Here is an 18,191-nt window from a genome sequence, read left to right on the forward strand (position 1 = left end):
GTAGAGCTCAAATTTGTCAGCCTCAATCTTTGCCAAATCCAGGATGCTGTTGACGGTTTCCAACAGCAGTTTTCCGCTTTTGGTGATGAACCCCGTATACTCAATATATACACTCGGCAACGGGCCTTTGATTTCGTACTTCATCATTTCGGCAAAACCAATAATCGAATTCAACGGCGTGCGCAGCTCATGGCTCATGGAAGCCAAAAACTCTGATTTTGCGCGACTTGCCAGATCGGCTTCGGATTTGGCAAGAATGATGTCGGTTTCATAGTCTTTGCGGGTTAATTCATTCTCGACCCAATCCGCGAAGAGCCGGATCAGCGTGTATTCTGAGGTGCTAAAAGGCTCTGAATGGGGCTCAAGACTTGAAAAGTTGAGTGTGCCATAGCGTTGACCGCCCACCATCAATTGAATGCCGATGTACGATTCAAGGCCGAACCCCTTGTAACAGGGATGTTCGGCAATTTCGCTTTTGCCAACGTTGACGAACGCGGTCGGCGCATCTGAATTCAAGGTGTGGATGCAGTACGTGTTGTTCAGGTCATAAACGGTACCAGGAATCAGCGCTCCGTTCGGACTGCACGCATACATGACCGTATAAGTATCGCCTTCGATCCGGCTTACAATCCCCAACGGCATGCCAAACACATCGCAGCCCATTTCCAACAGCTCGTTCACCTTGCTCTCAAAGTCCCTGTCAGCAGCTGACGAGAGACGCTGCAAACGCAGAACAGACTGGTGGTTCACAGCCAGGGCTTTTTCGGCTTTTCTGTGTTTGCGCAAGGTCAGCAACAGATAAAGCGCCAGCAAAAGCAACAATCCTGCCCCGATGCTGAGACCCAATATAGACCTGCGACTGTCTTTTTGAATGTCTTTGGTCTGGCGATCAACCATCTCTTCCAGTTGCGTCTGGTAATGCCACAAATCGTCCTCTAGGACCCGTTCGTTGGAAATGTCGTGAATGGTGGAATACAAGACGATCCGACCGTTATAATTAACGGGGATTGAGTATACCTGAACCGTGCGAATTGTGCCGTCCGCAAGCTGGTGACGGAAAATGAAATAACTGCGCCCCTCGGTCTTTGCCAGTCTCCGTTCTTGCTCGACTTGTGCGGCGGTCAGCTGATTGATGTCTTGAATCTTCATGGCCCGCAACTGGTCGCGGGTATAACCGTAAAACTGCGCTGCCGCCAGATTGGCATCGACGATGCGGCCATCGCCAGGATCAATCAAAAGCATCGCATCGTTGTGCTTTTCAAAGACCTCTTCAAAGCCGTTCGAAGCGTTCACCGGATACGGCAACGCCAAGGTAAAAATCAACAAGAGCGCCCAGATGGAACTGCGCGGGTGATTGACCATGAATTTCAGCAATGCTTAGCCCGCACATAAAAGGTTGGATGATCCGTTTAGATTATATCACTGTTCTGACTTGGTTTGGGTCAAAAAAACCATAGGAAAAGGGGCTGCAATCTCTTGCAGCCCCTTGATCCCATAAAACAGTTTCCGAATTAACGTTTGGAGAACTGGAAGCTGCGACGGGCTTTGGCTTTGCCGTACTTTTTACGTTCAACAACACGTGAATCGCGGGTCAGGAAGCCACCGGCTTTGAGCGCGGGACGAAGGCCTGGCTCGAAGTAGGTCAGGGCTTTGGAAATGCCGTGACGCACCGCACCGGCTTGACCCGACAGGCCGCCACCGGTGACCGTGCAGACCACATCGTACTGGCCTTCACGAGCAGCCACGGAAAACGGCTGATTGATCAACATGCGCAACACAGGACGCGCGAAATAAGTTTCGACTTCGCGGCCGTTGACGGTGATCTTGCCCTTACCCGGCTTGATCCACACGCGCGCAATGGCGTTTTTACGTTTGCCCGTGGCGTAAGAACGGCCCTGAGCATCGATTTTCGGTTCTACAACCGCCGGAGCTCCACCCGCAACGGCACCAGCCGTCGAGACTTCGCCACCAGCGACCAGATCCTTAAGGTCTCCAAGATCAGCCATGGCTTACGCGCTCCTCTTGTTTTTCGTGTTCATGGCGGCAATATCCCAAACTTCAGGATTCTGCGCAGCATGGGGGTGATCGGAACCGGCATAAACATGCAATTTTTTCATCTGCGTGCGGCCCATGGGCGTACGAGAAATCATGCGTTCAACAGCCTTAATGACCACACGTTCGGGATAGTTGCCATCCAAGATCGCGCCCAAGGTGCGTTCTTTGATGCCGCCCGGATGTCCGGTGTGCCAATAGAATTTTTCGTTTTCGCGCTTGCGACCCGTCAACTTCACCTTTTCGGCGTTGATGACGATGATGTTGTCGCCGCAATCAATGTGTGCGGTGAACATCGGTTTGTGCTTACCGCGCAAACGCAGTGCAATCTGGCTGGCCATACGACCAAGGACCAGGTCCTCAGCATCGATGACATACCATTTTCTCACGACGTCAGCGGGTGTAGCGGAATAGGTTTTCATATTCAGCTCCGTTTCGCGGATGTGTGCGGGTTGTTTTCCCTTGGGAAAAGCCGCACGGGTGTTAAAACTGGTTTCATGAAATCGCCCAAAAGCGCAAAATCACGAAGAAGCCGCGTTTTAAGCCAGTCCCACGCCCCTGTCAAACATTTTGTTTTGATCACTCGTCAAATAAGTCAATAAAAACAAAGGCTTATTTTTGAGGTATTAGGATACCTTGCTAAAATGATGATTTTTGCCGCGATACGCGTGTCAGGACCTAGACACACCAACTGCAAAAGTCGAATATAGCAAGTATATAAAGTGAACAGACGTCAAAAATAGAAAATGGGCCGTTGACCATGACCTCCCCTGCACCTGCCACCACCTCCACCCCAGAAGATGCTTTGATTCTGCGCGAAAACAAGGACCAGGTGGCGTGGTTGACGCTGAACCGCCCAACCAAGCTCAACGCCTTGTCAGAGGCCACCATTCAGGCCTTAAGCGACGTACTTGATGCCTTGGCCGACGATGCCAGCGTGCGTGTGGTGGTTATCAAAGGTGCGGGCAAGGCCTTTTCGGCGGGCCATGATCTCAAAGAAATGATGAGCCGTCCCGAACTGGAGCCGTGTGCCACGTTGTTTAACGCCTGCGCCAAAATGATGCTGAAAATCCACCATCTGCCGCAACCGGTCGTCGCCATGGTCGATGGCATCGCTGCAGCAGCAGGCTGTCAATTGGTGGCGCAGTGCGATTTGGCAATTGCGTCCACCCAGTCCAAATTCGCCACATCGGGCATCAATCTGGGTCTGTTTTGCGCCACCCCGTCGGTGCCGCTCAGCCGCGCCATTGGCCGCAAAGCGGCGGCGGAGATGCTTTATACGGGCAAATTCATCTCTGCTGAGGAAGCCGAGCGGCTGGGCCTGCTCAATCGTGCAGTAGGCGCGGAAGTCTTGGAAGCAGAAGTGGAAAACCTGGCGCTGGAAATCGCTTCTAAATCCCCTGCTGCCATTGAATTTGGCAAACGCCTGTTGCTCAACCAACTCGACCTGCCCATTGAAGAGGCCTATGTCATCGCGGCTGAAACCATGGCCCAAAATATGCAACACCCCGATACCCGCCACGGTGTGCGCGCCTTTATCGACAAACAGCCGATGCCCCAATGGAGAGACCGTAAAGAATGAGCAAAACCGACACTGACGATATGCTGGTTGGAATCTTAGAAACCATCAACACCATCGCCCTGGTGGGCGCCTCCAACAAAACCGAGCGGCCCTCTTATCAAGTGATGGAATTCATGCAGGGCCAGGGCTACAAGATCATCCCCATCAACCCCGGCCTTGCGGGCGGAACGATCCTAGGCGAAACCGTTTATGCATCCCTGCAAGAGGCCCCCGGCCCCTTTGATATGGTTGACATCTTTCGCGCCTCAGACGCAGCGGGCGAAACGGTGCGCGAAGCCATAACGCTCAGCGATGATAAGGGCGTGACGGTGGTGTGGATGCAGCTTGGCGTCACCAACGACAAAGCCAAAGGAGAAGCCGAAGCGGCGGGCCTTGTGGTGGTGCAAAACCGCTGCCCGAAAATTGAAATCAAGCGCCTTGGACTTCTCGCTGAACATTAAGAAACATAACCAATACTATGTAATCGTTAATTACTCAGCCAAAACAGGCTGTGGTTTGCTTTGCGATGGCAACAGCCAACTGACCGCCAAGCCCACGGTGGCGATGCACGCCAGCACGATGAAGATGATCGAAAACCCGCCGGTCAGATCATACAGCGAGCCTTCCAGCAAGACCCCCAAGCTGCTCACCCCAAACGCCAAGATAAACTTAAGGCCAAACGCCAAGGCGCGCCAATCCTTGGGCGCGTAGCGCGCGATCAGGGTGTTTTCCACCGGAAGTGCGGCTTGATTGGCCGAAACCATCACCAAGGCGGCGATCATCAATCCACCACCGGTCCACTGCGCCGCTAGGATCAAAAAGGGAATTTGCGACACAAACGCCAGCATATAGAGAACTTTGAGCGAATACGTGTCGCTCAGGCGTCCAGCCACCAACTGCACCGCCCCGGCCACCACATACACCAACGCCACCATGGCGCCGATGCCCAACACGCTATCATCGGCAAAAGATGCAAGACGCTCGGAAAAGAGCTTGGGCAGAGCTGGTGAAGAGGTCTGATAAATCAATCCGGTGCACAGCATGGTTACGGCCAACACGATAATGGTGCGCACCACTTCATGCTTGGGGGGCGTGGGTTCCCCCACCCGTTCTATGGCAGCGTCATGGATGATACCGCGCTGGCGGAGCACCCAAAACGCAATGCCCGTGGCAAACACCACCGCCCCCGGCACGATGAAGGCGGCGCGCCAGGTAAAAGCTGCGGAAAGCACACCAGCGGACAGGGCGGCGACAGACGGCCCCAAGGTGCCAAACACGCCGTTGATGCCCAAGGCGGTACCACGTTTTTCCACCTGCGACACCAACCACGCGAAACCGACGGGATGATATATGGAGCCGAACACGCCTGTCAGAGTGAGGAAAATCATCAGTTGAACCGGCGTTTGCGCCAGCCCGCACAGCACCATGCCTGCGCCCAAGCCAAAGAAATACACACCAATCATGGCGCTGGCCGACCACTTATCACTCAGCCAGCCAGACAACGGCGCACACACGCCAAACATCACGTTGCCGGCCACGATCAAGCTGACGACTTCGCCATGGGTCAGATTGAACTCAGATTCCAACAACAAGGCGACGACAAAAAAGATCGGCGCAAACAGATGTGAATACGTGTGCCCCACGCACGAAAAGGCCAACGACCAACGTGCCGTCCTTGGCGTTGGTGCGGGGGGGAAAGGAACAGGCTCCACGGGAGCGGTCTCCGAAAGTTAAAAAGGCAGTCGGGACGATCAGTCGTTCACTTCAAACGTATCCCGATAGGATTTGCTGATCGCTGCGATGGCCTCAAAATGTTTGCAAAATTGTTCAACGATGGCCGGGTCAAAATGAATCCCCGACTGATCCTTGATAAATTGGGCGGCATCTTCAATTATCCAGGCTTTTTTATAGGGACGCTCAGACGTTAACGCATCAAACACGTCTGCTACGGCGGTGATGCGCCCAACCAACGGGATTGCGTCACCCTTCAATGCCCGAGGATAGCCCGAACCATCCCACTTTTCGTGATGCGAATAGGCCACCATACGCGCCATTTGCATCAAGGGCGAAACATGATCGCCGAGAATCTCAATGCCAATTTGGGCGTGGGTTTTCATCACTTCCCATTCGGCGGGGTCCAACTTTCCGGGTTTGAGCAAAACGCTATCGGGAATGCCGATTTTACCGATGTCGTGCATCGGACTGGCATGAAGCAACAGCTTCACATCCTCTTCACTCATGCCGATGGCGCGCCCCAGAAGTTCGGCGATTTTGCTCATCCGCACAACATGCATGCCGGTTTCGTTATCTTTATATTCCGCCGCGCGGCCCAAACGGCGCACCACTTCCAAGCGGGTTTCTTCCAATTCGTGGGTGCGTTCTTGGACCTTATGTTCCAGGTCTTCGTTTTGCTGACGAACCTGATTGTGCAACAAGCGCACTTCGAGCATATTGCGGATGCGGATCAACGCTTCAACCCGTTCAAACGGTTTGTGCAAAAAGTCCTGTGCACCCGCTTCCAGGGCCTTCAACTTGGTATCCATGTCGGTCTGCGCCGTGAGCACCATAATCGGTGCAATATTGCCGTTCGCCATAGATTTCAAGGTCTGTATGACTTCATAGCCGTTCATATGCGGCATGCGAATGTCGAGCAAAACCAAATCAAAAGGCTCCGCTTGGTAAAGCGCCACGGCTTCACGGGGGTCCGTAACTCCAATGACATGCACGTAACCTTCGGCCTCAAGCAAGTTGGTCAACAGCGTCACATTGGTGAAATTATCGTCCACCACCAAGATGCGGGCATTGCGAATATAAGTGTCGACGTCGGGCATGCGCAGCCTTGTTTGTTACTTAAGCAATTCACCAACCCGTTCCGGGCAAACAATAAATTGTGCGGCAGGGTAGAAATGAGTGCTCAAAATGCAAAATTTATAATAATTCCAGCATATACTGTACGGTCTATCCACGACAAGGCGTATTCAAGACACCCAGAGCATGTTTATAATACCCGTATATGTCAATACCATACCCCCTTGTGAGGAAATAATACGATGTTTGGATTGTTCGGTAAAAATGAAAAAGAAATTGAAGAGCTTATCGCCAACAAGCAGTACGATGAGCTATCCACTTCGGTGATCGACGAAATTGCCAAAAACTTGATTCTCACCACCGAATTTGCCATGCCCGAATATAAAATCACCCAACGCCTTGAAATCATTACGGCCGAATGCGTGTTCGGCATGAACATGTTTCGCGATATGTTTGCCTCGATCCGCGACATTGTCGGCGGTCGTTCGAGCGCTTCACAAAAGGTGCTGCGCGATGCCCGCAAGACCTGTTTGACGGAACTGCGCAGAGAAGCCTTGATCGCCGGTGCGGACGCCGTGATTGGCGTGGATTTGGATTATTCCGAAGTTTCCGGTGATGGCAAATCGATGCTCATGGTGGTTGCCAGCGGCACTGCAGTCAAGCTTCAAGCCATTTAAACAAGCACTTGTTGTGTGACGTTCATCGCTTCAAATGATGTTAAAGCGCGTGCTAACATGCGCGTGCCATGAACCCAATACATCAACACGCATAATGGAACCGCGCTGATTTATGACCCAGTCCATGTACCAGGACTATTTTGGAATTTCGGAAAATCCGTTTTCCATCATTCCTGATCCGCACTACTTGTTCATGAGCCAGCGCCATCAAGAAGCGCTGGCGCACTTGTTGTATGGCGTCAGCGACAGCGGCGGGTTTGTTTTGCTCACAGGCGAAGTCGGCACCGGCAAGACCACCTTGTGCCGGGCGTTGCTGGAACAGTTGCCCGAAAACACCGATGTCGCGTTGATTCTCAATCCCAAATTGACCGAAGCCGAGTTGCTGGCCACCATTTGCGACGAAATGCGCATCCCCTACCCGCTGGGCACCAAAAGCCTCAAAGATTACTTCGATTTCATGAATCACCATCTGTTGCGCGCCCATGCCATGGGCCGCAATCCGGTGTTGATGATCGATGAAGCGCAGTGTCTCAGCCCCGAAGTGCTCGAATTGGTGCGACTGCTGACCAACTTGGAAACGTCTGAAAAGAAGCTGCTGCAAATCATCTTGGTGGGGCAGCCGGAGCTCAGCCACACCTTGGCGTTGGCGAAAATGCGCCAAACCTCGCAACGCATCACGGCGCGCTACCACCTGAGCCCTTTGACCTTAAGCGAAAGCCGCGCGTACATCGAACACCGCTTGAAAGTGGCCGGACTGGACACCCGCGTGTTCACCCGAGGAGGTGTTGCCGCCGTCCATAAAGCCTCCCACGGGGTTCCGCGCCTGATCAATTCCATCTGCGACCGCGCCCTGCTGGCCGCTTACGTGGAAGGCAAACGCGAAATTGACAGCAAACTGGCCAAACGCGCCAGTGGTGAAGTGCTGGGCACCTACGGTCAAGTCAGCGGCAAAAGCGCCTGGACCTCCTTGGCCTTGGCTCTTACCCTCACGGGCGTGCTGTTTCTGGGCGTGTTCGATCCATACCACTGGAGTCTGCACGAAAAACTAGGCCGCACCTTAGCCCTCGTCCTTCCGTCCCCCGTTACAGACGTGATTGAGAGCGATGAGCCACAAAATGTACCAGAAATGGCACCCGAAGCCGCACCGGAAGTTGTCTCCCCTTCCCCTTCTCAGCCCCTCTCAGAACCGGGGCAGATCTCCGATGCGATTTTGCCCGATGCACTCCCCCCTCAACCGTCCACAATTGAGGCAGAGCCTGAACTCAACAGCCCCACAGCGGAATCCGATACACCGGAAATAGTAGATATATCCAAGGCGGAATCGACCTTGATTGGGGACCTTGGCAAGGTCGGCTCCTTGGACAGCGCCTTGGTGACGTTGTTCAAACAATGGGGCCAGGACTACCTTGCTCTGGATGGCTTGACGCCTTGCCAGAAGGCCCGCTCTGCGGGCTTAATGTGCGAACAAGGTCAAACCAATATCACCGGGATCAAGGCGATGAATCGCCCCCAGGTGGTGTCATTCACCATGCCCGATGGCGAGCTTCTTTACGGTGTTGTATCGACCATTGAAAAAGATCTGGTGGGCGAAAGCATCACCATTGATTTCGGTGATCGCGCCATTGCCATGCAGACGTTGGCCTTTGGACTGCGTTGGCCGGGGGATTATTTGATTTTGTGGAAGGCCAACGACATCATTCAGCGTCCGTTGGCGTTTGGCGACCAAGGCCAAGACGTGGTCGAACTGCGCCGTTTGTTGGCGAAAGCCGGATACCCTGACAATGCGGCGGATGCATCGGGCCAAGGCAGCGTCTTTTTTGGCCCCAGCCTGCGTGACAAAATCCGCCTGTTCCAGCTTGACCACAATCTGGACTCTGACGGCGTCGTCACCCCCCAGACGCTCCTGCACATCACGGGCGTGGCCGGAGAAACATTCGGCAAAACGATTATTCTTGGGGATATGTAAGCATGTCTTATATCCTCGAAGCTCTGAAAAAATCGGATGCCGAACGAAAGCGTGGGGAAATCCCGACGTTGGGTCACGCCTCCCCGTTTTCTCCGACCCTCAGCGCCCATGCCCCCAACCCCGTGCCCTGGATTTTGGCGGGAGCCCTTGGCCTCGCCGTCCTCATTCTGGCCAACGTTATCTATTACCGTCCCGATATGTTGGAATCCGCAAACTCTGAAAACGCACCACATTCCAGCCCACAGCCCAACGCTGCGACTGCTGCCCCTCAACGGACGCTGGACGTAGCCACACCGGCCCCGGACCCGACCCCGACCCCGGCCCAAACCCCGGCGCCGCCCCCTACGCTTCCCCCCCCCCTTCAAGACACCGTTCAGGAACACGTGCAAGAGAGCGCGGTTGCAGAACCTCTGCCACTGCCTGAACCTCAAGTCTCCTCCATCACCGTCCACAAACCCATGCCCTCGCCCACCCCCATATCCGCGCCCGCACCCGCGCCCATTATAGAAAGCGCCCCCGAACCTGCACCGCAGGCCCCGACTGCCGATCCAAAACCGGACACGGTTCAAAACCAGGAAACGGGTGAAGCGGAGGTCAATACAGATGGAGATGCGCCTCAAGCTGAAACACACGTTGCGGCCATGCCCAAACCTCTGCCCAAGCCCAGTTTGATCGTCGTACCCCAAGCGCCAATTCCCCCCAAACCCCAGGCCGAAGTCGCCAAGGTCTTTGTGGAAAAGGCTTGGAGCGCCATCGATAAGGGATTTTACAATCAGGCCCTGCGCGATCTTGATCAGGCGGTGAAGATTGAGCCCAATCTAGCCGAGGCTTGGTTTGCGCGCGGCTGGGCCAATGAAAAATCCGGCAAGGAACTCTCCGCCATCGGGGATTACGCCCGCGCCATCGCCGCCAAGCCTGACCATGCCTTTGCCTTGTTCAGCCGGGGATACTTAAACCTCTATATCGGTGACGCGCGCCATGCGGTGACCGACTTTGTGCGCGCCCAAGGTGTCGCCAAAGACCCAAGTTTTAGGCTGTACAGTCACTTGTGGCTATATCTCAGCCGCACCCGCGCCCAGCAAGACGGCTTGGCACAGTTGGGTAAAGACGCTGCCAAAGAAGATTTAACGCCCTGGCCGGGACCGTTGGTGCGCCACGTTCTAGGTCAAATCGATGAAGCAGCGCTCATTGCCGCTATGGAAAGCGATACCGGCAAGGCCGATCAACATCCCAGCCAACAAGAGCGCCGCTGCACGGGCTATTTCTTTTTGGGTATAAACGCGTTGCTGAATGGCGATAAGGCATCGGCACGCCGCGCCTTTGAAAAGGTCCTCGCCACCGGTGCCGTCCAGTTTCGCCAATACGATGCTGCCAAGCGCGAACTTGACCGCCTGAATCTCTAGGGTCCGTCAATTCACCGAATTGGAGACTGGATCGTGATAATAAATGTTGGCCGACATCTCGACGAATGAAGGCAAGGAAATGGGGTGATTGTCATCATGCATTTCCGCGGAAAGGGTCAGCACGCCCGACTGGCTTAAGTGCAAAATGGCGTCATGCAATTGCTGACGCATATCAGCCTGCATGGTCGCGGCAGGAAACGCCACCTGAAACGCCTCCACCACCTGATCTAAACGCAGATGAGACCCGCCCATAGCACGCAATGCCGCTTCAAACGCCGCACAGGTTTTATCATCATGTGATCCCATAACCATTTCCCCCATTCCGAGCCCAATTAAGACCAGGAAATAACATAGAACGATTCAATCGTAACACAATTATCAATGCGTGCAATTCTCAATTGCCGCCTACCCCAACGCAAACAGCCATGCCTCAACGCGGGGAAATAAAATAAAATGAAAAAACAACACCATTTCTGGCAACAGCATAAACGCCACCAAGCCTGCCGCCCCTTCGCCAAAACGGCGCTCAACAAGCCCCACAACAGGACTCACAATAAGGGCGCTCAACACCAAAGCAAAGGCCACCTGCAGCCAATAACCCAAGGCATCAGCCTTAAAACCTGCTAAGAACCAAGGCACCATCACCACCAGGGCAGCAATGATCAAAATCCCTTTCCAGTTTTTTTTCATTTCTTTTCCCGGCAAAAAGACCTGACCTATAGAGGCGTATGGTACAAACTGATGAACAGACCATCTATCTGCTGAACATATGAGGCTCACCGTGCAAAATGAAAACCATAAACGAAGTCCCGGTCGGCGCAAAAAAGATACGCGAAACCTTTGGAGTTTCCACGTCCTCGTATACATCACCATAACCGCCGTGATCGTATGCGCGTCGGCTTACGCCTCCATCGTGTTCGGCGGATATTTCTTTCATTTCGACATAAACAGACCCCCAGAGATTGCCGAAGGGATACGCCTTGGCGTGCCCTATGACGAGATGCGCGCGAAGCTGCCCACATTGCAAACGATCGTGGTCCAAGGCGACAAGGTCAGCAAAATCAATCAGAACGGCGTGCTCTACACGCTGCGCTTCAACACCCCCGAGTACGGTGAAAAAGTCTGGCAGATCAGCTACGCAAACAATCTTAAAAACATGTCCCCGGCCGGATTGGAAGAGCATCTCGCCTTTACTTATGGTCTGCCAACCTCCGTCGATTGTTATGACAAGGTCAATTGCGTTTACACCTTCTTTTTGCCGTTTACGTTGCTGGTCATCAAAGCCACACAACAAGGCGCCGACATCCATTTAAACATCACGGCAACGGACATTTATTACGGGGCGAAACGGTGAAAAATGATGATTGTTTTTCGTGCTGTTTTATAGACTTTCAAGCAATGCTTTCTTTTTTTGTTGGAACTCATCTTCGGTAATTACGTTGTCATTTCTTAGGGCAAGCAGGTCACGTAATTTTTGGGAAGTGGAATCCTTTGTTGGCGTTTGATTGTCTGCTTCCGTCTTTGTCGAAGCCGTTAAAGATTGCATTTCAGCAGGCTTGTCATTGTCTTGTTGGGCAGATGGGTTCTTGGGAGTTTCAATTTTTGAAAAGCTTCCCATAACAACGTCTATGACAGGTGGGTATTCATATGCAGACCCATTGCTATGGTCAATGATAGCGCCAACACCTCCCCCAAAAACGATATTGCCAAACATTGAACCTTTCACGTCTGATACCACTGCTGCCCGTCCATTCTCCATACTTTCTTTTTTGCATAAGACCTGCATATCATCGTTTGACCTATGGATGGTCGTAGATCCGGGCGTTTGAATAAACCATTTACCTTTGTTGTTTGTCAGCTCGCAAGATGCGCCAACAACTTCTGTGCCGGTTTGCCCATGAGTTTCTACGGAAACACTTTGATTTACAGTTCCTGTAACTGATGAGCATCCGGTCGTTAAAATTGGTAAGGCGACCACACCTGCAGCAAACACGCGAATGGATTTAATATTCATCTTCCCCCCTAAAACACTTTTGAAAATAATTTCATGATTGATTTAAAATTAACATTTACCTTATAGGTAGCGCTGAAATGTATAGGGGATTTTCGGTATTCGTCAACCCATCACACACAAATTGAACTAACGCTTATTCACCCAGGAAAACAATGAAGGACACCTCAACCCAAGCCCACAGCCACAATAGGATCGCACCCAGGCGTGTGTGTTGGGCAAGGACAACGCCAAGATTGAAAGCCCCAACGCGAGACTGAAACTCGTCGCGAGTCATAAAGGTATAACGACGAATTACATCCGCGTCACAATCCGTAAACCGTTTCCGGACATGAGGCTGGGTAAATGGTTTGATTGCAATTAGAGTTTTGCCAAACAATGCCGACTGGAATTCCAATTCACATTCGGGCATAGTGTCTTACGTGATTGACGCGCCCACCACATTAGTTATCGCAAAGGTGCTATTGGCGACGTTCTGATGTTCGACGGGACTATCTAACGCAACTCCACCACATAGGAAACCATGCATATATTTCACCTCCTCAGGTTGGGCGGCACACTCCCCTCGCGAAGCGTCATTTTTATTACGGCATTGGCTGGGATGGCCAACGCGATTTTGATTGCCCTGATTAACATTGCCGCTGAACAAAGTGTGCTGGATGTACCCGTCGAAACGCAAACGCTGCTGCTTTACCTCATTGCCTTTTGTATCTACCTCATTGCCAATCGGACCTCGCTGCAAGAGGCCAATGGTTTTTTGCAAAAACGTTTGAGCGCATTGCGTTTGCGTATCGCCGACAAGATTCTTCAGGCTGACTTGAGAACTCTGGAAAAAATCGGCCATGGCGACATCTTTTCCACTTTGGCCCAGGAAACGAACCACCTCAGCCATACTTTTGCATTGCTGGCCAGCGCATCTCAAAGCTTGATGCTGCTGTTTTTTTGTTTGATCTACATCGCCCTTCTCTCAAAAATTGCCTTCATCGTGGTGGCCTCATCCACGGCCTTTGCTTTGTATTTTTTTTGGCGGCGCCGTTTGGCCATGAACCAAGCCATGGTCGAGGTTCACGCCCATGAGTCCCAGTTTTTGGACTCATTGCAGCACTACACAGATGGTTTCCAGGAAATCCGCCTGAACGCCGACAAAAACGACGCCCTGCACAAACGGTTTAAACGCGTGCTCAACGATTTGGAGCGGGTTGTTGTTGGCATTGGCGGCAAGTGGGCCGTGCTGCTGTTGTTCAGCAACGCCTTTCTCTATGCCCTCGTCGGCGTCGTAGTATTCGTCTTGCCGATATTTTTCCAAGGCTATACCGACACGATTTACAAAATTGTCGCGGCGTCTATCTTTTTGGTCGGACCTGTGGCTGCGGTCACCTCTGCGGCTCCCCTGTTTGCCAAAGCCAATATCGGATTGGGCCATGTGTTTGAACTGGAACAGCGACTGAACAGGGATGACGTGCCTGTCACCGTGCCCGGCGATGAAACCAACCCTTTTCTGTCCTTCAAAACCATTACACTGGAAGGCATTCAATTCAGCTATCGGGACGCCGGTCACAACGCGATTTTCACCACCGGTCCGTGGACGTTGGACATTCATCGCGGTGAGCGTCTTTTTGTGCTGGGTGGAAACGGCAGCGGAAAATCGACAGCCCTTAAATTGATTGCCAACCTTTATGAAAGCGACGGCGGTCAGATCCTTGTTGATAGCGTCCCCATTACAGACGCAACGCGACAGAATTATCGCGCGCTTTTCTCCTGCATTTTCACCGACTTTCACCTCTTTGACAGACTCTACGGATTGGAAGGCGTCAGCCCATCCCGGGTGAATGAGCTGATTCGCTGGATGGAGTTGGAGGATAAAGTTGAATTCACCAACGGCCGTTTCTCGACCCTCGAACTTTCCACAGGACAACGCAAACGGCTGGCCATGATCGTCAGTCTGTTGGAAGATCGGGAAATTTACCTGTTCGACGAATGGGCCGCAGATCAAGATGCGCATTTCCGTGAAATTTTCTACACCGAGATTCTCGCCCAACTCAAGGAACAGGGCAAAACGGTCCTGGTGGTCACCCATGACGATCGTTACTGGCATCTGAGTGACCGCACCCTCAACTTAGAGATCGGTGCCATGGGTCCTGTTACCCCGCCCCATCCTCGCTCGGATAAAGGCTAACATCGTGGCAATTATCCCATTTTTAAAACAAGCGCGTCGGGGCGAACTGACCAAAATCGCAGTGTTTACGACCATTGCCGGCATCGCCAATGCTTTGTTGATCGTAGTCGTAAACGAAGTCGCCATTCTGGTGGCTCAGGGCGAGAGGCCGGGTCTCATCGGCTGGCTTGTTTTTGCGGCTGGTTTTGCGCTTTATTTCCAGTGCAATAAAATGGCGCTGTTACAAGCCAATCGCGTCATTGAGAGGCTGTTGATGAACCTTCGCGTTGATGTCGCGGACAAACTCAGGCGTTCTGAATTAAAGACAGTCAATCATTTAGGGCGCGGAAAGCTCTATTCGCTGCTGTCCCATGAAACCAACCACCTATCGATCACCTTCCCCATCCTTGTGGAAGGTTTTCAGCAAGCCATCTTGTTGGTGATCGCGCTGTTTTATCTGGCCTATCTGTCCTGGGCCGCTTTGGTCGTCTTCATGCTGGCTGTGTTGCTGGGGATATACGGCTACCTGCACATCAACACCAGCTATCGAGACATCCTTCAAAAAGTAGCTGAACAACAAGCCAAACTGTTAGATCGGTTTGGAGACATCATCCATGGCAGCAAGGAGTTGCGCCTCAACAGGTCCCGCAGCAAAGCGGTTTTTCAAGTTTTTAACCAGCAATCGCGCGCCACCGAAGAATTGCTAACGGTGGCTGGCGGACGGTGGACTTATCTCATTTTACTTGGTGCTATTGTCATGTTTGCGATGTTGGGGATCGTTGTCTTCGTTTTTCCCAATTATATAGCAGCCCACAGCACCATTATTTTTCAGCTCGTACCGACGATGATGTTCTGTTTGACGCCGCTCACGAAGATTGTCGCTGAATCGCCTCTGTTCCTGCGCGCGGACGTCGGTCTGCAAGAAATTCTCAGCATGCAAAAGGAACTTGAAGCCGCAGGTGGCATTGCCCCCACATACGCCCGCAAGGCATCTGAGTCGGTTCAAAACTTTAAGCACATCAACTTTTCTGAAATCACATATCACCACCGGGACCAAGACGGCGCATCCCTGTTTACGTCCGGTCCCTGGGACCTGACCCTGCAGCGAGGAGAGATATTGTTTCTTGTTGGCGGCAACGGCAGCGGCAAATCAACCGCCTTAAGACTGATTGCGGGGCTCTATCATCGTGATTCAGGACATATCTCCGTTGACGATGGCGCCCCCTTGGACGATGTCCGGGTCGCCGGAATCAGAGAGCTTTATGCGGCTGTTTTTGGCGACTTCCATCTCTTTGATCGGCTTTATGGGTTGGAGCATGTCAAACAGGAAGAGGTTGATCGGCTGATCGAAATGATGGAGTTAACAGGCAAAGTGAAGTTTGTAGATGGCTGCTTTAGCCAACTCAATCTTTCCACGGGGCAACGCAAACGCCTCGCCCTCATTGCCACTTTACTGGAAGACCGTCCGATCTATCTGTTTGATGAGTGGGCCGCCGAACAAGACATTCATTTCCGCGAAGTCTTTTACACTAAAATCCTCCCGGACTTAAAAGCACAGGGGAAAACCGTTGTCGCGGTCACCCACGACGAACGCTTCTGGCATCTGGCGGATCGTGTCATAAAGTTTGATTTGGGCACCATCAAGTGGGACCGTCCCGGCACCGAACTGGCTGAGTAACGCCGCCCCTCTCTAAGAGCAACAGCCTTAACCCAGCACTATTTATCTGTGTTCAGCAGTAACGGTAAGCTCTGAGAGTTGGTGCCGATGACAACGATTTTCGAATTTGGCGATTTGGCGATCTGAACGGTCGCATCAATACCACGCCATTTGAGGATGGAAACGTTGCTGATTGTTTCAAACTGTTTCACCCCCTCCGCTTCGATGATTAACCGTGACTTTTCCAACTCAGCGGCTTTCAAACGAAAATCGTAGGCAAGCATTTGTTGCTTGTAGAGCAATTTATCAACGATCCCAGCAGACATCTTATCGGGCAATTTGATGCGAATGATAAGAAGGTTTTTAATCGAGACCGGATAGACCAAGAAGTGTTTATCAATCAGAGCCTCCATCTCTGCCAGAAGGGCCTGTTCATCATAGGCATAAATTTCTTCTGCCGTATAATTGCCCAAAACCTGACGCAGCGAGGAAATGATACCCGGGACAACAACTTTTTGCGCGTAATCGGGCCCTATTCTTTGATGAAGGAACGGTAGGTCCTCAGGGATCGGGCGATAGCGAACCGACCATTCGATATCCAATTCCATGCCGTCCTTGGTGAGCAGCATGGTCTCCTCATGTATGGCCGAGAGGCGTACATCATAAATAAAAATTTCGTCCCAAGGGAGTTTCAAGTGAGCCCCCTCACCGAGTATCCGGGGAGACGTCCCGCCAAAAAACCGGCTCCAATAAACCCCTTGTTCGCCGGCATGATTGAAGACGAGGATCGTCTGCCAGAACAGCACGACCAAAAACAAAAGCGTCAGTATGGCAAGGACGATGCCCGTCCGAAATTGGCGCAACACAGCCAAGACCGGCGATTTACCTTCGTTGTCACCTGCGTTGTTTGCTAATGAGTCGCTCGTCTGATTCATGATGGGGTCACACTCCAACGGGAAATGCCGACCGCAGCTACCCAGCTTGCGGTCGCTTCACCATTACCAGGGGCAGGTTTAACTTGTCCGTCACTCACTGCGAAGCGCCCGCGTCCGGCCAAAGAGGATCAGGATGATGAGGGTCAGAACAGGGGTAATAAAAAAGCTCACCACCAAAACGCCCCAAAAGCCCAAACGGCTATTGCGACCGATATAGCTGACAAACACCGCAGCGATAAAGTACAAGATAAACAACTGGATCATCTGAACGCAGAACCCTTAGCTTGAATTAAGGTGATTAAACGGCTTGTCAGAGCCTTGTTCAGACAATTAAGCGTTGGCCGCTTTCCCTTTGCCGCCAGCTGCGCCCATATTGGAGGCCTTTTTCACCCCTTCATCGAACATCGACTTAAAGTAATCCCGAACTTCGCTGGGATCAAAGTCCAACAACGTCCCGCCCATTTCGTAGTGAGAGATGAAAACGCGACCGATCGCATACGACACCCCAGCGGAAATGGCTGGCAGCGACAAAGCGGCAACCAAAGGTCCAACCACAGGGATCGCCCGCAAGGAGCTGGTTGCCAAAACCTTACCGATGGTCACGCTGCCCAAACTACCCAGCAAGGCGATAACGCTCGATTTTGCAAGATCTTTACGGAAGGGAACATCGTAATGCTCGGAAAGTTCTTTGATCAACTTGACCTGAACGCCCGTAATGGCAACAAACTCAACCAACGGGATCGGCAGAATTCCGGCACCCGCTGACCAGAGCATATTCCTTTTCACGATATCCATCGCAACTTCGGCTTTATTTTCAGAGTCTTGCACTTCTACAGCTTCCGCAACAGCTTCCGTTGACATGGCCATCCCCTATCTTTGATAAATCTCGATTAAATCTGAAACAACAGTTTCAAGATGCTAAAGAAAATTTGTTTGTTTTTCAAGGTCTAAACGCTTTAGCCCCAT

General features: G+C 52.2%; 19 protein-coding genes. 8 read left to right on the plus strand and 11 right to left on the minus strand.

All coding sequences use genetic code 11. The annotated features are described in order from the left end of the window. The 3 genes from BEN30_RS18780 to rplM form a co-directional block, all read right to left on the minus strand. Positions 1–1,362 (minus strand): histidine kinase dimerization/phospho-acceptor domain-containing protein (locus tag BEN30_RS18780; protein ID WP_139134813.1); only part of this gene is annotated, 1,362 nt, incomplete at its 3' end. Positions 1,363–1,511: 149 nt separating this feature from the next. After that, positions 1,512–2,006 (minus strand): 30S ribosomal protein S9, encoded by a 495-nt coding sequence (gene rpsI / locus BEN30_RS02880; RefSeq protein ID WP_069956845.1) that lies wholly within the window; start codon positions 2,004–2,006, stop codon positions 1,512–1,514. Positions 2,007–2,009: 3 nt separating this feature from the next. Further along, positions 2,010–2,474: a 50S ribosomal protein L13 gene (gene rplM, locus BEN30_RS02885; RefSeq protein WP_069956846.1), complete on the minus strand. Its 465-nt coding sequence runs from the start codon at positions 2,472–2,474 to the stop codon at positions 2,010–2,012. A gap of 338 nt (positions 2,475–2,812) precedes the next feature. Between rplM and BEN30_RS02890 the strand changes: the two genes are divergently transcribed. Further along, positions 2,813–3,634: an enoyl-CoA hydratase gene (locus tag BEN30_RS02890; RefSeq protein WP_069956847.1), complete on the plus strand. Its 822-nt coding sequence runs from the start codon at positions 2,813–2,815 to the stop codon at positions 3,632–3,634. Next, on the plus strand, positions 3,631–4,074 hold the full coding sequence (locus tag BEN30_RS02895; protein WP_069956848.1) for a CoA-binding protein: 444 nt from the start codon (positions 3,631–3,633) through the stop codon (positions 4,072–4,074). The genes BEN30_RS02890 and BEN30_RS02895 overlap by 4 nt, the downstream gene beginning before the upstream one ends. 30 nt (positions 4,075–4,104) lie before the next feature. Here BEN30_RS02895 and BEN30_RS02900 read toward each other — a convergent pair whose 3' ends face one another. Continuing rightward, positions 4,105–5,271 carry an MFS transporter gene (locus BEN30_RS02900; protein ID WP_170826938.1) on the minus strand — a complete coding sequence of 389 codons (1,167 nt, stop codon included), beginning with the start codon at positions 5,269–5,271 and terminating at the stop codon, positions 4,105–4,107. Positions 5,272–5,364: 93 nt separating this feature from the next. Next, a complete protein-coding gene (locus BEN30_RS02905) occupies positions 5,365–6,444 on the minus strand; it encodes an HD domain-containing phosphohydrolase (protein ID WP_069956850.1) in 1,080 nt (359 codons plus the stop codon). A gap of 219 nt (positions 6,445–6,663) precedes the next feature. Between BEN30_RS02905 and BEN30_RS02910 the strand changes: the two genes are divergently transcribed. The 3 genes from BEN30_RS02910 to BEN30_RS02920 all read left to right on the plus strand — a co-directional run bounded on the left by BEN30_RS02910 (position 6,664) and on the right by BEN30_RS02920 (position 10,467). Further along, positions 6,664–7,098 carry a YbjQ family protein gene (locus BEN30_RS02910; protein ID WP_084004939.1) on the plus strand — a complete coding sequence of 145 codons (435 nt, stop codon included), beginning with the start codon at positions 6,664–6,666 and terminating at the stop codon, positions 7,096–7,098. A gap of 112 nt (positions 7,099–7,210) precedes the next feature. Further along, complete coding sequence (locus tag BEN30_RS02915) at positions 7,211–9,064, plus strand: ExeA family protein (RefSeq protein WP_139134814.1); 1,854 nt, start codon at positions 7,211–7,213, stop codon at positions 9,062–9,064. Between the two features lie 2 nt (positions 9,065–9,066). Next, on the plus strand, positions 9,067–10,467 hold the full coding sequence (locus BEN30_RS02920) for a tetratricopeptide repeat protein (RefSeq protein WP_069956852.1): 1,401 nt from the start codon (positions 9,067–9,069) through the stop codon (positions 10,465–10,467). Between the two features lie 6 nt (positions 10,468–10,473). Here the strand turns inward: BEN30_RS02920 and BEN30_RS02925 are convergent, their stop codons facing one another. Together BEN30_RS02925 and BEN30_RS02930 are read right to left on the minus strand one after the other, a co-directional pair. Further along, entirely contained in the window at positions 10,474–10,773 is a 300-nt protein-coding gene (locus tag BEN30_RS02925; RefSeq protein WP_139134815.1) for a hypothetical protein, read from the minus strand. Positions 10,774–10,872: 99 nt separating this feature from the next. Next, complete coding sequence (locus BEN30_RS02930) at positions 10,873–11,157, minus strand: hypothetical protein (protein ID WP_069956854.1); 285 nt, start codon at positions 11,155–11,157, stop codon at positions 10,873–10,875. A gap of 91 nt (positions 11,158–11,248) precedes the next feature. On the opposite strand from BEN30_RS02930, the gene BEN30_RS02935 reads away from it, so the two are divergent. Beyond that, positions 11,249–11,821 (plus strand): hypothetical protein, encoded by a 573-nt coding sequence (locus BEN30_RS02935; protein WP_139134816.1) that lies wholly within the window; start codon positions 11,249–11,251, stop codon positions 11,819–11,821. A gap of 27 nt (positions 11,822–11,848) precedes the next feature. Here the strand turns inward: BEN30_RS02935 and BEN30_RS02940 are convergent, their stop codons facing one another. Further along, the gene (locus tag BEN30_RS02940) at positions 11,849–12,481 is read right to left on the minus strand and encodes an SHOCT domain-containing protein (RefSeq protein ID WP_069956856.1); all 633 of its coding nucleotides are present in this window, start codon (positions 12,479–12,481) and stop codon (positions 11,849–11,851) included. 520 nt (positions 12,482–13,001) lie between these two features. On the opposite strand from BEN30_RS02940, the gene BEN30_RS02950 reads away from it, so the two are divergent. Together BEN30_RS02950 and BEN30_RS02955 are read left to right on the plus strand one after the other, a co-directional pair. Beyond that, on the plus strand, positions 13,002–14,654 hold the full coding sequence (locus BEN30_RS02950; RefSeq protein WP_084004940.1) for a cyclic peptide export ABC transporter: 1,653 nt from the start codon (positions 13,002–13,004) through the stop codon (positions 14,652–14,654). A gap of 4 nt (positions 14,655–14,658) precedes the next feature. Next, a complete protein-coding gene (locus BEN30_RS02955) occupies positions 14,659–16,311 on the plus strand; it encodes a cyclic peptide export ABC transporter (protein WP_069956859.1) in 1,653 nt (550 codons plus the stop codon). A gap of 38 nt (positions 16,312–16,349) precedes the next feature. Here the strand turns inward: BEN30_RS02955 and BEN30_RS02960 are convergent, their stop codons facing one another. The 3 genes from BEN30_RS02960 to BEN30_RS02965 all read right to left on the minus strand — a co-directional run bounded on the left by BEN30_RS02960 (position 16,350) and on the right by BEN30_RS02965 (position 18,086). After that, positions 16,350–17,225, minus strand: a complete 876-nt coding sequence (locus BEN30_RS02960; RefSeq protein WP_069956860.1) for a prohibitin family protein — start codon at positions 17,223–17,225, stop codon at positions 16,350–16,352. Between the two features lie 90 nt (positions 17,226–17,315). Next, positions 17,316–17,489, minus strand: a complete 174-nt coding sequence (locus BEN30_RS18535) for a hypothetical protein (RefSeq protein ID WP_170826939.1) — start codon at positions 17,487–17,489, stop codon at positions 17,316–17,318. A 66-nt stretch (positions 17,490–17,555) separates the two neighbouring features. Beyond that, positions 17,556–18,086 carry a YcjF family protein gene (locus BEN30_RS02965; RefSeq protein WP_069956927.1) on the minus strand — a complete coding sequence of 177 codons (531 nt, stop codon included), beginning with the start codon at positions 18,084–18,086 and terminating at the stop codon, positions 17,556–17,558. Positions 18,087–18,191 lie beyond the last annotated feature (105 nt).

This window comes from Magnetovibrio blakemorei (assembly GCF_001746755.1).
GTDB lineage: Bacteria > Pseudomonadota > Alphaproteobacteria > Rhodospirillales > Magnetovibrionaceae > Magnetovibrio > Magnetovibrio blakemorei.